The 13,558-nt window shown below is 41.0% G+C and carries 11 protein-coding genes; 4 read left to right on the top strand and 7 right to left on the bottom strand.

Annotated features, from left to right (window positions below):
- Positions 1 to 111: 111 nt before the first annotated feature.
- The 6 genes from X939_RS0100055 to X939_RS23525 form a co-directional block, all read right to left on the bottom strand.
- Positions 112 to 1,599, bottom strand: a complete 1,488-nt coding sequence (locus tag X939_RS0100055; protein ID WP_025761182.1) for a tagaturonate reductase — start codon at positions 1,597 to 1,599, stop codon at positions 112 to 114.
- Positions 1,596 to 1,949 (bottom strand): L-rhamnose mutarotase, encoded by a 354-nt coding sequence (locus tag X939_RS0100050; protein WP_229235894.1) that lies wholly within the window; start codon positions 1,947 to 1,949, stop codon positions 1,596 to 1,598. Before X939_RS0100050 ends, X939_RS0100055 begins: the two co-directional genes overlap by 4 nt.
- Positions 1,950 to 1,960: 11 nt before the next feature.
- Positions 1,961 to 3,574 carry a sulfatase family protein gene (locus X939_RS0100045; protein ID WP_025761180.1) on the bottom strand — a complete coding sequence of 538 codons (1,614 nt, stop codon included), beginning with the start codon at positions 3,572 to 3,574 and terminating at the stop codon, positions 1,961 to 1,963.
- A gap of 46 nt (positions 3,575 to 3,620) precedes the next feature.
- A complete protein-coding gene (locus X939_RS0100040) occupies positions 3,621 to 5,573 on the bottom strand; it encodes a hypothetical protein (protein WP_025761179.1) in 1,953 nt (650 codons plus the stop codon).
- Positions 5,574 to 5,815: 242 nt separating this feature from the next.
- The gene (locus tag X939_RS0100035; protein WP_025761177.1) at positions 5,816 to 6,523 is read right to left on the bottom strand and encodes an arsenate-mycothiol transferase ArsC; all 708 of its coding nucleotides are present in this window, start codon (positions 6,521 to 6,523) and stop codon (positions 5,816 to 5,818) included.
- A 257-nt stretch (positions 6,524 to 6,780) separates the two neighbouring features.
- Positions 6,781 to 6,960 (bottom strand): hypothetical protein, encoded by a 180-nt coding sequence (locus tag X939_RS23525; RefSeq protein ID WP_131694692.1) that lies wholly within the window; start codon positions 6,958 to 6,960, stop codon positions 6,781 to 6,783.
- 81 nt (positions 6,961 to 7,041) lie between these two features.
- On the opposite strand from X939_RS23525, the gene X939_RS0100030 reads away from it, so the two are divergent.
- The 4 genes from X939_RS0100030 to X939_RS0100015 are packed head-to-tail and all read left to right on the top strand — an operon-like array spanning position 7,042 to position 10,173.
- Positions 7,042 to 7,458, top strand: coding sequence for an arsenate reductase ArsC (locus tag X939_RS0100030; RefSeq protein ID WP_025761176.1), 417 nt, complete (start codon positions 7,042 to 7,044; stop codon positions 7,456 to 7,458).
- 5 nt (positions 7,459 to 7,463) lie between these two features.
- Positions 7,464 to 8,534, top strand: coding sequence for an ACR3 family arsenite efflux transporter (gene arsB, locus X939_RS0100025; RefSeq protein WP_025761175.1), 1,071 nt, complete (start codon positions 7,464 to 7,466; stop codon positions 8,532 to 8,534).
- A 5-nt stretch (positions 8,535 to 8,539) separates the two neighbouring features.
- A complete protein-coding gene (locus tag X939_RS0100020; RefSeq protein WP_025761173.1) occupies positions 8,540 to 9,316 on the top strand; it encodes a metallophosphoesterase family protein in 777 nt (258 codons plus the stop codon).
- The gene (locus X939_RS0100015; protein WP_025761172.1) at positions 9,313 to 10,173 is read left to right on the top strand and encodes a metallophosphoesterase family protein; all 861 of its coding nucleotides are present in this window, start codon (positions 9,313 to 9,315) and stop codon (positions 10,171 to 10,173) included. The genes X939_RS0100020 and X939_RS0100015 overlap by 4 nt, the downstream gene beginning before the upstream one ends.
- Before the next feature lie 306 nt (positions 10,174 to 10,479).
- On the opposite strand, the gene X939_RS23745 is transcribed toward X939_RS0100015, so the two are convergent.
- Positions 10,480 to 12,078: a phage tail-like protein gene (locus X939_RS23745; protein WP_025761171.1), complete on the bottom strand. Its 1,599-nt coding sequence runs from the start codon at positions 12,076 to 12,078 to the stop codon at positions 10,480 to 10,482.
- Between the last annotated feature and the right edge of the window lie 1,480 nt (positions 12,079 to 13,558).

The following is a 13,558-nucleotide window of genomic DNA, read 5'->3' as shown; positions in this document are numbered from 1 at the left end:
ATAAAATGGTATTAATCAGGGGATTTTTTTGTTACAGTAACCAAAAAAAATATCGCTGCATTCAGCCAAGTTGGCAGCAGCGATATTAATTCTTGCTAGACAATCTGTCTCTTACGCAACAATATTTTTCCAGGCCTTTAGAGTAATGGGGCGGTCTGCCAACATATGCTCTAAATACCTCTCTACGGTTTTTGCAAACCCCGGAAGGGAGGATAAATCACTACCCCAAAGGCCTATCTGACTCAAAATCACCTGAACTTTGGCAGACATATTTAAAGACGCATCCGCCCAAATAGAAGCCAAAAGACTCGCTTCAGAATCGTTGATGGTGTAACAGCCCTGGCTAGCCTCGCCTTGAAAGCCATTCCCCTGCCTATCCACAGCTTTCATAAACCGGATGTAGGCGGCAAAGGCAAAAGCCATATAGTGGGGCACTTCAGCACTATTCTGATACCAGTTTTCAATAAGACCCACGCAGCGCATTTTCATCTTGGTGGTGTAATTCGTACTGATGGAAAGCCATTGGTGATCGAGAAATTCATTTCTAAAGCGATCTAATACCGTTTCAGAAAAGGCTTTAATCTGCTCTTTTTCTATATGCTTGGGAAGGCATAGTGCAATTTCCTGGGACATGATGCCTTCCATGAAATGAACGAAGTTGCTGTCTTTCATGGCTGCTTTCACCGAACTATGCCCACTTAGGTAAGCTACCCCACAACAAAATGTATGAGGCGCATTTAACAATCGTAATTTTAACTCTTTATAATCAGCAATGGACGGAACCACTTTTACGCCTTCGTCTATTTGGGCAAAAGACAATAGTTCTTTAACCTGCGCATCACCCTCAATAGCCCAGAGGCGATAGGGTTCAGCCATGATCATAAGATCGTCTTGATAACCCAATTCAGCTTCTAATTTATCCTTTAATGCGCCTTTAATTTCTCCTGGAACAATTCGATCCACTAAGGAATTACAGAAGTGATTGGCCGTAAGCAGCCAATGCCGAAAGCCAGTCTCCAAACCATTTCGCTCCACATGACGAAGCAAAATATGCCTTAACTGATCTCCATTTTCGGATACAAGCTCTGTGGGCACAATTCCCAAACCTTTGGCAGGATCTCCCTTAAAAGCCTGATACCGCTCATAAAGCACCGCCAATAATTTACCCGGAAATGAGCTAGGAGGGCCTGCCATAAAATCCTCATCTACGTAAGTGATACCCACTTCTGTGGTATTGGAGACCACCAAATTGAGATTCGGAGAACGGGCGAACTCTAATATGTCGGACCATTCATCAGCTGCAGTAAGGACTCTACTGATGGCATAATTCACCTCATTTTCCATGATAGACTTGCCTTTCTCTTCTCCCCGAACCACCGTCGTAAAGCAGTTGTCCTGTCGAGCATAGGCCGAAATATCTCCTTTATCTGTAGATTTAACAACCACTACCCTCCCCTTAAAGACACCATTTTTATTAGCCTTGTCTATAAAGTAAAGAGGGAGTCCCCGTAGTAAAACTCCGGTACCGAAGAAAAGAGCCTTTTCAGGGAAATCGAAAATCTCCCTCTGAGGGCAAAATTCTTTCGAAAGGTTTTTCATGATGGCAGCTTATATATTTGTTCCATTAATACCCATTTTTCTCCAGGCTTGGCTCCTGGAATGGCTTTCTGAAAACCCCACATAAGATTTTCCCATTCTACCGATATGGGCCTTTGATTAATTTCATTCATTCTTTCAAACGAAAATGTATCATTAACATCCATGATCATAAACATCCGCTCACCAAGTAGGTAAATCTCCATGGATTCTACTCCGGCCTCACGTATGCTGGCATTAATCTCTGGCCATTGGTTCTCCGGTTCATGATGCCACCGATACTTAGCTATGGATGCTTCATCCTCCACCAAGTCTAGTGTCAGGCAATATCTTCTCAAGTTATCAGTATTCATTTCATTATATTTTAGTCGTTCCAATGTTTCTCAATTACACTTTGGATATGGGGATATTGCGTATCTGTCTCCTTATATTTCTCGCGCTGAGCCATCAATTCCTTTTTCATGTCGGCTATTATATCCTTATACCGGGGATCCTTATAACGGTTAATTGTCTCCTCGGCATCCAACGATAAATCATAAAACTCCCAGGCGGCAGGAGTGGGCTCAAAATGATAGGAATTACTAGGATCCTTATGCCAGGCCATTGTGTTTTGTCCATAAAGCTCAGGCAAATAATGAGCTCCATAATAGAAAATCAATTTGTACTTGTCCGTCCGCAATCCGAAATTAGCTGGAATATCATGATGTGTCAAATGCATCCAGTAGCGATAGTAAGTCGATTTACGGAATTGCTCTTTAGGTTCTTTCAGAACCTTGGTAAAACTTTCTCCTTGCATATAAGTAGGTATCTTCCCCCCCGCCAACTCTAGTAGGGTGGGTGCAAAATCCGTATTGTTTATCATGGCACTGGTACGTGTATTCGCCTGAGCCGATTTAACATTTTTAACCACGAAAGGCATACGCATTGACTCTTCATACATCCACCGTTTGTCCATATAGTCGTGTTCCCCCAGCATCATCCCTTGATCTGACGTGTATATAATAATAGTATTATCCCAGAGGTTATTCTTCTTTAGGTAGGCAAACAATCTACCTAAATTATCATCAACACCCTTAACGCAGCGTAAGTATTTTTTGAGATACATCTGGTAAGCAGCTGAAGTGCCTGCGGCCTCATTCCGAATGGTGTCCAAGCCGTATTGTCTGAGGTAACTTCTGTAGGGATGTCTCCCCGAAACCGAAGTCCCAATTCTATGTTTTAATGTTCCATGACGACCTAGGGTTCCTTCCGATCCAAAGAATGGTTGGCTATACATATTGGCAGGCTCGGGAATAAAAGTATCGGCCAAGTAGGTTTCATAACGCTCGGGATATTCAAAGTCGTCATGTGGTGCCTTGTGATGATGCATTAAAAAAAATGGCTTCGACTTATCCACTTTGTCCAAATAATCGAGAGTAAGATCGGTAATCACATCGGAGACATATCCCTTGGTATGGGTATAATTATTGGGCCATTTCCCTTTCGTATTATCTTTAAATTTGGGGTCAAAATACTCTCCCTGGCTATGCAAAACCTTGTAAAAATCGAAGGCAGCCGGCTCTTCTTTAAGGTGCCACTTCCCTATCATAGCGGTTTGATACCCTAATTTTTTCATTTCTAATGGTAGATATTGCTTTTCGGGAGGCAAAATACCATCCAGGTCCAGCACACCATTGGTCTGACTATACTGGCCAGTCATGATATTGGCCCGACTTGGTGTACAGATTGAATTGGTGCAAAAGGCATTCTCAAATAACATCCCTTCCTTCGCCAACAGATCGATGTTGGGTGTGGGATTAAGTGTTGCCAACCTCCCACCATAGGCGCCTATAGCCTGCGAGGTGTGGTCATCGGACATAATATAGATAATATTGGGTCGCTTTTGCGCCTCAACAATCATTCCCCAAAGGACGAGGACGAGGGATATAGGAAGGCCGCGAAGTACGGTTCGAACTAAAATTGTCAATTTTTTCATCATTATTCTGAATTCAAATTTAAATGGAGGAATTAGCTATCCCAATGGTCTATTGCTTTTTAATTTTTACGGCTTTTAATACAACGGAGCTCACCCGTCCCCCGTCTGCGTCATCGAAACGAACAGTTACAGTATTATTTTTTTTAATACCAGTTCCCTTAACAGGTATGATTAAGGTCCCGAAATACCCATGTCGTGACGCCTGATCATAGCCAGCCCAGTCATCGGGCACCACTTGAGACACTCCATTAACTTCAACATAGGGTTGTAATGATCTGCCCAATTGTCGTGCAATCGAAAGTCGTATTTCTGCCAAATTGGAGGTGGTGTCGTCACTGGCAATATTAAAAGTCAATGGATTCCCTTCTATAATGGGCTTGATATATTCACGCGCATAAAACTTTTTCTCAGATAAAATATTTCTGGTCACCGATGATGCTTTGGCTTTATGTTCTATTTCAAATAATACGGCTCCCTCGGAAGGTAAGTCCAGATAATCGGGAATAGATTCTATTTTACCTACAGTATATAATATGCTGCTGTCCGGATTGATTGACCAGGATTTTTGAACAATACTTTTAACTTGCATAGGACCAGTTATGCTGGACAGATTCACTCTGCTGTCTTCCTGCTCCAGATTTTTTATAATAATAAATGCCTTTTTATCCTTGATAAATGCCTGGGTAGCAAGATCGGGATCGCTGGAAGTTATGGCCACACGCTCCCCTTCCACATTTTTCCAGAAATCGTAAAACTGAGTTAAAGCAGTAAATTCCCAGCCAGAAGGATCGGTTTTAGAAGGCCGAGAAATACACCACTGATATGGTATGGTATTACCAGCGGAAAGCCTCCATTTCGATTTCCCAGTTATGAAGGGGATGCTGAGTTTGATAACTTCCGGACGTTCCATAAAGCCCATCACCAGATTATGCATTGAATTGATGGTCAGAGGCAGTCTCTCTTCCTTATACACATCGCTCCAACCTTTTCCTGTAATTCCAAATTCGGAAATAAGCATAGGTTTAACCTTGTTCCATTTTATATAGGAATACGATTCTATCAGATCCAGAATGGCTTCTGAATTGCTTCCCGATCGTTTGGCAACCTCCCCGGCAAGGTTGACCCCGTCGTATAGGTGAATGGAAAGATAATCCATTTCGGCGCCAGCAATATCCATAAACTTTTTCATACGGGTATTCCATATCTCAAAATCATGCAGATCGTATTCAGGCCAGGCGGAAGAATAGCCTACCACTTTTAAATTGGGAACATGCTGATGTAACATTTGTCCTAAAATTGCATGGTAGTTGCTCATTTTTTCAATGATAGCGAGCGGATCCTTACCGAATTCACGTGCATGAACAAAAGGCTCATTCATAGGCTCATAAAACTGCGGAAGTGGCCTGGAAACACCATAATAGTATTTAAAATAGCGAGTCGCAAAGGCTGCCAAGCTATCCAATGGAACCTCTGCGTTAAAAACCATCCTAGGATGTTCCGTAACAATCAGTTGTCCATCTGATTTTATCCCATCTTTTACCTTTTCTAGACTGGATTTCCCACTCTCCCGCATCATGGCATCCGTTGGTAACTGAGTCAACTGATGCCCAAGCCCCCCCACTCCGCTAAACGATCTCCCTCCGTTACCAATTCTTAATTCCTTATACAGGAATTCGCGCTCTTTATCGGTAAATTCTGTATCGGGAATTCCGTGATGCATATTGAAATAGGCATTGCGGTCCAGAAATGTATAACCGTCTATACTTCTCTTGGTTGTAAAGTCTACAGTAACCCTGGATTGCGCCAGGCAATAGGTGTTCGGATGGCATCCAAAATACCAAAGAAAAAGTGAAGCCCCAAGGATGCGCTTAAAGGGTTGTAACATATTAGCAGGATAAATAAAAGTGAAGATTGTACCAATGTTCTTACAATGGAAACCCTTTCCATAGTAAACCATTCCGATCAAATCGATCGGAATGGTACTATCGAAAGAAGTAATCATACAAATTTATGCAAGACCGGGGGCTGACCTTAAAACTACATTAGCAAAGACCAATACCATTTTGGCAAAGACCCTCTGTAGACCTAAATGACCCAATGACTTGTCCAGGCCTCAATTACTATGGCAGCTATTACGGATAGGAGACAATAAGCGTAACAATACATATCTGACCCCCTACCTTGAAAGAAAGGGGGTGCGATTAAACAGAATGCATAGATCACATATAAGGAAAGAAATATACTTTATGGAGTCCCCGTCTTTACCTGAGAAAAGACATAAAACGTCTCGATTGCAATTTGCTTACAGCGCTCATCGTATTTGGCAGCTTCCTGAGATTTGCCGTCAAATTCTTTGGGATCATCATATGGAACCGCCACACGTGCAGAAGCACCTTTTACCACTGGGCAGGCCATATCGGCCTGAGAACAGGTCATGATTGCACAAAAATCTTTTTGTGGATTACTTGCATCATTATACTTTTTGGAAAAGGCTCTGATGGGCTCCACATCCCTTGCGAATCGCACCTCATATAGTGGATTCTTCTCTTCTGAAGTCTTCTTTATTATAAATCCGGCGCGGGTGCATGCAGCAACCGCCCTTTCATTGAAGGCCGTAGCTTCGGTCCCCCCCGAAAAGGTTTTAACCTCTGGAATTAAATAATAGGCAGCGGCTGTTGCGGCCCAGATCTGACCAAAATGGCTGCGCCGGGAGTTGTGGGTACAAATATATGTGAGACTAATGGGCTCCTTAGCACTAACTTTATTTTGCATATAAAGGGCTATTTTATCTAACTCATTTTTCCTTTCCTCTGAAATGGTTGAAAAATCAGAAGTTATCTGATGAATATAATTTAATAAACCTGGATTGAATATCACCTGCTTAATGGGGTCCTCAGCTAGTATTATGGAGGTGGGGACTAAAAATAATAGGATGAGTGAAATAAGCTTCATAAGGTCACTGTTTTGAAAAAATAATAGACTTTTAATAGATCGTAAAGATACGATGAAATATTAAAAGCAAAAAACCCATCGTATTATTGCAATATATAAAACATGTCATAACTTTGTTCCCAGAAAGAAACAGGCCACTGAACTATAGAAAATGGTAAGACCGGAATACCGACTCATCTGAAACCAAATATATCCGATAAGGTTTAACGACATTACACCTCATGAAATAATAGAGTCCAGGCTTTGCAGCTACTTTCTTACTGATTAAAGAGACTGTACCCAGCATTCCAAAGAATAAAAATATTCACTCTGGTGAGCAAGCGTTTCAATATGCCTTTGTATCTAAATCTATCGATGAATAGAATCTGCGGATCGGCAGATTCATTAAAGAGAATTTTCAGGGAGTGACAGACCTGAATGAGAAGTTCAATAGACATATGAATTAAGCATAGTGCACAGTAACATCGGATTGGTGTTGGTTAATTAAGTAAAATGAACATTTTAGTATATAAAAAGCAATGAAAAAAGTATTAGTACTCTGTACGGGCAACAGTTGCCGGAGTCAGATCGCAGAAGGTTACCTCAGAAAATTTGCTGGTCAGAAAGCAAGCATTTATAGTGCAGGAATCGAGACGCACGGCGTGAATCCAAAAGCGATAGCCATTATGGCTCAAGACGGAATTGACATTTCCACTCATACCTCTAATCATATTGAAGAGTACCAGGATATAGACTTTGATTTTGTCATTACCGTATGTGATCATGCTAATGAGCGATGTCCCTACTTTCCGACCAATTCTCAAAAATTTCATCATAATTTTCCCGATCCGGCAAAAGCTACTGGCAGTGAGGAAGAAATATCAGCGCAGTTTCGAGCGGTGCGGGAAATGATTAAAATGTATGCTCAGCGTTTTGTTCAAGAAAACCTTAATTAAGAATTATGTCTGCAAATAATTGCGCTCCCGCAGCGAATCGTAAGAAGCTTGGATTCCTGGATCGATATCTCACCTTATGGATTTTTCTGGCCATGGCCCTAGGTGTGAGCATGGGAAATTTTCTACCTTCATTACCAAAATATATCAGTAGTTTTTCTAATGGTAGCACCAACATTCCCTTGGCTATTGGTCTGATTCTGATGATGTATCCCCCACTGGCCAAGGTAAAATACAACCAAATGGGAGAAGTATTCCGTAATACTAAGGTGATGACGGCTTCATTGGTCCTCAATTGGATCGTTGGCCCGGCCCTTATGTTTATTCTGGCCATTATTTTCCTTCCCAATCATCCGGAATATATGATTGGACTGATATTAATCGGATTAGCCCGTTGTATTGCTATGGTTTTAGTGTGGAACGAACTGGCAGAAGGTAGCCGAGAATATGCGGCAGGTTTAGTAGCCCTGAATAGTGTTTTTCAAGTGTTACTTTATAGTGTTTATGCCTATTTCTTTATTACTGTGCTTCCTCCACTTATTGGATTGAAAGGTTTAAATATAAACATTACCATCGCCGAAATAGCAAAAAGTGTAGGTATTTATCTGGGAGTCCCCTTTGCAGCAGGCATCATCAGCCGAGTAGGGCTGACGGCCCTCAAAGGAGAAGAATGGTATGAGAAAAAATTTATCCCTTTCATCTCACCTATCACCCTGATAGCCTTATTAGCGACAATCATCCTAATGTTTAGTTTGAAAGGTGAACTTATCGTGCAGCTACCTGGAGACGTTCTTCTTATTGCTATTCCATTAATTATCTACTTTGCAGTCATGTTTTTGATTAGCTTCTTAATGGCCAGATCACTAGGAGCTACCTATGCGCAGAATGCCTCCATTGCCTTTACCGCGGCTGGGAATAATTTTGAGCTTGCCATTGCCGTTGCCATAGGGGTATTCGGGATAAACTCTGGCCAGGCCTTTGTGGGGGTTATCGGCCCATTAGTAGAAGTACCAGCGCTCATTGCCCTAGTAAATGTCGCTTTTTGGCTGCGAAAAAAATATTACAAAACCAAAGCTTAAAATATATGAGAATCGCCCTTTTTTCAGATATACATGCAAATTTACCTGCCCTAGAAGCATTTTTCCGGGATGTTGATCAGCGCAATACGGATTCAATTTATTGCTTAGGCGATTTGGTTGGCTATAATATTTGGCCCAATGAAGTTATAGCAGAAATTCGAAAAAGACGCATCCCCACCATTGCAGGAAACTACGATTTTGGTATAGGTCGCAACAGTAATGACTGCGGCTGCGCCTACAAAACAGAAGATGAAAAGGCCAACGGCGCCATTTCTATAGCCCTGACGAATGAGCTTATTGAGGAAGAATCGAGGCTATACCTACGCACCTTACCGGCTCACATCCAATTGGAATTCCAGTTAAACGAGCAAATGCTAAAGGTTCTTTTGGTCCACGGCAGTCCCCGACGTATCAATGAATACCTATTTGAAGACCGGGACCAGAAAAGTTTACTCAGGATAATGGAGCAAGCCGATTCCGACGTTATGCTTTTTGGCCATACACATAAACCCTATCATAGGATACTACATACAACTGACTCTTTTGGCAATGATCGTTATCGTCACGCCATTAATATTGGATCCGTGGGCAAACCCAAAGATGGTGACCCCAGAGGTTCTTATGTTATCCTGAATATTAACCAAACAACTTCAACCTCAGACCGAGAATCTGTTTCCGTGGAAGTCATACGATTCGAATATGATATTGAAAAGGCTGCCATGGCAGTGGAAAATAGTATTCTACCAAATACCTATGCGCAATCTTTACGTAGTGGAATATGAGAATTGCGATATTGTCTGATATTCACGCCAATCTACCTGCTCTTGAAGCTGTGTTGGAAGATCTGAAAAGCCAGAAACCGGATGCCATTTACTGTTTAGGTGACCTGGTAGGATATAATGTTTGGCCTAACCAGGTGATTGCCCTGATACGTGAACATCGAATCGCCACGATTGCAGGCAATCATGACCTGAAAGTTCAGCTTCCCACCGCGCCCAATGCAGCATGCAGTACAGAGGTAAGCAATGAATATGCCTATAAGTTGATAGGAGACTCAGAAAGGAATTATTTACAGACTTTACCCCGACATATTATTCTGGAATTCAAACTAAAGGACATTACACTTAAGCTTGCAATGGTTCATGGCAGTCTACGCAGTGTTAACGAATATCTGATTGAAGAGCTCCCAGAGGAATATCTGGAAGAAATGCTCCAAACGAATGGAGTTGATATTCTGTGCTGCGGACATTCACATATACCCTATCATCGTGTTCTGTTTTCTCAGACAAATGCCGAAAAAACGCCTCGCCACATAATAAATGCCGGCTCAATAGGAAAGCCAAAAGACGGTGACCCAAGGGCTTGTTACACGATTTTGAACCTCGGTTTACAGGAGGGTTCAGCTGATTCAGACTATATTAAGACGGATTTTATTCGGGTAAAGTATGACATTGAAAAAGCAGCTAAGGCAATTGAAATTGCATGGGTGCCCCCGGGAGCAATACTGACCGTGCTCAGCGGACCTCCGTATGTCGTCTCAGAGCCAGGCGCCTGCGCTTTGGCATACCCACCAATTAAGGCAAGCACCAGTATCATTATTAATATACTCGGAAAATTTTTCATAGTGCTTCTATTTTAATTAAGCTTTATATCGAATTGAGGAAAATCCAGCAGGAATGAGTTCATCAACCCAAACAACCCCAATATACTCCAAGCGACTCTCCAAGGGACTCTCATTATAATACAATCGAAGTGTCTGCATAAAACCTTTTAATTTCGATTAAAAGCGACCGCTTCAATGAATAAGAGTTATTTATTACCTGGGTGTTAAATCACAAACAGAGCTATCAGGAAAGACTGAAAACGTAATATGCGCTTGAAAAGCCTTTTCTGACCAGCTAAGATTTTTCCTCTCAAAATTCGGATACCCAATGTGGATAATTCATTAAAAATTAGGATCGGCGACTATGGTTACATGATCGTTTGCGGCTCCTCCAAAGATGACGGTCCCACCACCAGATGCTGGTGTATAAAAACCACCCGTTATATTCACGGTATAGGTTCCCGGCTCTAATACCAACCTACTGGAGCTTGAATTATGATAAAAACCCGGAATTCCTCCAGTAGCAGTAGAATATGGAACTCGTACATGCGCAAATGCACTATTGAGGGCTAAGTTGCTCCCTGCAGGTTTACTGGCGATATCAAAATAAGTTTCGATAAACCGAGCTTTATTATCAGCCGCATCATTGACGGTAAAACTCACATCATAGGAAAAGGTAACCAGGGATTTCTGTGTGATCACTATGCTATAACTATTTAGTAATGAAGTATTATAAGTGGCGGCTGCGGGTGTATTAGTAATGGTGACGACTGAGAGGGCATCAGACAAATCTCCACCAACTAATAAAGTATTTTGCTTGGGCATCGTTTTTAAAACTCCGTTGGCATCAGCCACAACCATTTTATCGGAGACGCCTCCGGCCACTGTATTAATATCTCTTACGCGTACGTTGCCCGTGCCGACGTCCAACATTTGAGTTGGTTTGGCTGCAGCTTCCGTACCAGTTATTCCGATACCTGTGAAGCTGTTTTGAAGGATTGTCATAGCATTTTTTTGCGTATTACCTACAGCTACTTGTAATACTGGATCCGTTGCCGCAGGGATAGAATTTGGGTCGGCATTCCCCGAAGTTCTTATTGCGTTCATCCTACCTAATACGACCTGATCACCCGTATTTAGCACTAAATCCCGTCCAATGGCTGCATTATAACGACCGTTAACGTTATTGTTATTTCCTAGAATATAATTGCTAGTATTTCCACTGGGGTGAGATACAATAGAATTATCTGTCCCGAAAACAAATGCTGGACCTGCGTCTAGCTGATTTCGTAGACCGGCTACTAGACTCCAGTTACCCTCATTGGAGGCAGCACCAATATTATTATCCCTTCCAAACACGGCAGAACCTGTCCCCCAAAGCACGTTATTCCCCCCTGCTACTAATGAATAAGGCCCTGCATTCACATTATTTTGACCAAAAGTTGCGGAATTCAAACCTACAGTGCCCGAATGGCCGGTACCAGCATGAACTGCTCCTTCCACATCCAACGATGTACCAACAAGATTGTCCGTTTTATTCACTGCTACATTACCCATCTGGTATATACTCTGGGTATTGGCGTTTGCTTCCGCATCCGTTGCCTGGTTAAACCAAGGCTCTGTGGAGCTCGCGGCACTTACACCTGCCACCCATTTGCTTCCATCATTATAGTAGTATCCAGGTACTACATCCCCAGTTGTTGCAGTATTATATACGGCCATACCCGCAACGTGAGCGCTTAATGGAGCTGCCAATGTCGTACTGCTCAGCGCTACTCTTGGGAGTAACAGTCCTTTATTAGCACTTTCCAAGTCTAAAATAGCATTCGCGTTGGGTAAGGAAGATGTCCCCGAAACGGTACCATCCTTAATTTTTGATTGAGCTAAAACAGTCGATACGGAAACCAATGTTAATCCAATTGATAGTATGTGATTTTTCATTATAAGTGTATTTAGGTAAGAAAATAGATTAAAATACTTCTTGAGTGAATTGAATAATTCATTGATATTCGGAGGTTTGCTGCTCCGAATCCCAAAATATGGGTGTTTTAACTTGTATGGATTGCTCCCAGATAGACGAGCTAATTGAAAAATTTATATTTATCGCACCAGCTGCAATTTTACCACAAGCAACCAGCAGGAAATATGAATGATTTCTGCTTACCAATTTCTAACTACTGTAAGTTTCTGATCATATCATTTCATCAATAGTATGCAATAATTACCGGTTAAATTGAATTCAAGTCATTTAACGCTTGCTCTAAATCTGGCCCTAACCATAATACAATGGTAAAAATGGGCTTAACTTAAATACTGATTGGAAGTTCAGATATATTTAATAAATATGAGATTGATGTTTTCTTGGTTATAATTAATGTGAGTCCTATTCTACTATAGGCGAAACCATGTATTAATTATCACTTGCTATTATATTATAGTCGTATATAGGCCAGGGGAGCCAACAAAAAAATCCAATTTAGTCAAGATTTGATCTAAATAATTAAACATAAATCTATATATAAAACCACTTTTTCCAAAATGAATACTAAAATAATTCATCATCACCTCTCAAATTTCTTTTGATATTCGATAGATAAAATTTAGATCTTGAATCCGAATAACCTATTTATAACTTATTCTTAAAATCCGGAACCGAATAACCGTAAATTTCTTGTTCCCCCCCTACTCCGAATTCCCTTCTCATTTGTTCTGTATAAACGCCAATAGCATATCAGATATGGTACTCCCAATTCAATAGCTTCTAGAAAGCTATACAATTGGCTCTAGTAAATTCACCAACAAATAATTGTTCATAATTTATTTTTTTCATATTTTTTCTGCTTGATTGGTTTAATATTTTACCGATTAAATAATTCTACATTGCTATTTTATATATAGATGAGGCTTTTACAAACTATTTTAGAGCCACAAGACTCTACACATACATTAGCCATAAAATCGAACATCATCCAGCTTTTTTTAGGACTAATATCGAACTCACAAGTAACTAAAATTGTAACTTTTTTTTAAAAAAGTAATGGAATCTCATGCCTACCATGCCATTGCTGATGACTGACTTGCCAGATTCTATAGGCGTTAATTGAAAGAAAACAACAGCCCGTATAACCCCATCATTACTTTTCTTTGAAGCTTCTAGGAATGGAATAACTTTAGAAAACAAAACATTGATGATAATCAATCGCCGAAAAATGCATTTTACCCAGCTGATTCAGACTATATTAAGACGGATTTTATTCGGGTAAAGTATGACATTGAAAAAGCAGCTAAGGCAATTGAAATTAGTTCACTTCCCGACAAGCTGGCAGATCAGCTGAGAAAGGCTTATTAAAAACAATATGGAAAATCTGGCAAACATTCATTATTAAAATGGTTGAATCATATGGCCAGCTAAGACGCCCCC

Origin of the sequence: Dyadobacter tibetensis Y620-1, from assembly GCF_000566685.1 — a bacterium.
GTDB lineage: Bacteria > Bacteroidota > Bacteroidia > Cytophagales > Spirosomataceae > Dyadobacter > Dyadobacter tibetensis.
This window is presented reverse-complemented; position numbering and strand designations above follow the sequence as displayed.

Coding starts and splice junctions, on each gene's coding strand:
- X939_RS0100020 (WP_025761173.1), top strand. CDS start 8,540: ATGAGAATCGCCCTTTTTTCAGATATACATGCAAATTTACCTGCCCTA.
- X939_RS0100035 (WP_025761177.1), bottom strand. CDS start 6,523: ATGAAGCTTATTTCACTCATCCTATTATTTTTAGTCCCCACCTCCATA.
- X939_RS0100015 (WP_025761172.1), top strand. CDS start 9,313: ATGAGAATTGCGATATTGTCTGATATTCACGCCAATCTACCTGCTCTT.
- X939_RS0100045 (WP_025761180.1), bottom strand. CDS start 3,574: ATGATGAAAAAATTGACAATTTTAGTTCGAACCGTACTTCGCGGCCTT.
- X939_RS0100055 (WP_025761182.1), bottom strand. CDS start 1,599: ATGAAAAACCTTTCGAAAGAATTTTGCCCTCAGAGGGAGATTTTCGAT.
- arsB (WP_025761175.1), top strand. CDS start 7,464: ATGTCTGCAAATAATTGCGCTCCCGCAGCGAATCGTAAGAAGCTTGGA.
- X939_RS23745 (WP_025761171.1), bottom strand. CDS start 12,078: ATGAAAAATCACATACTATCAATTGGATTAACATTGGTTTCCGTATCG.
- X939_RS0100050 (WP_229235894.1), bottom strand. CDS start 1,949: ATGAATACTGATAACTTGAGAAGATATTGCCTGACACTAGACTTGGTG.
- X939_RS23525 (WP_131694692.1), bottom strand. CDS start 6,960: ATGTCTATTGAACTTCTCATTCAGGTCTGTCACTCCCTGAAAATTCTC.
- X939_RS0100040 (WP_025761179.1), bottom strand. CDS start 5,573: ATGATTACTTCTTTCGATAGTACCATTCCGATCGATTTGATCGGAATG.
- X939_RS0100030 (WP_025761176.1), top strand. CDS start 7,042: ATGAAAAAAGTATTAGTACTCTGTACGGGCAACAGTTGCCGGAGTCAG.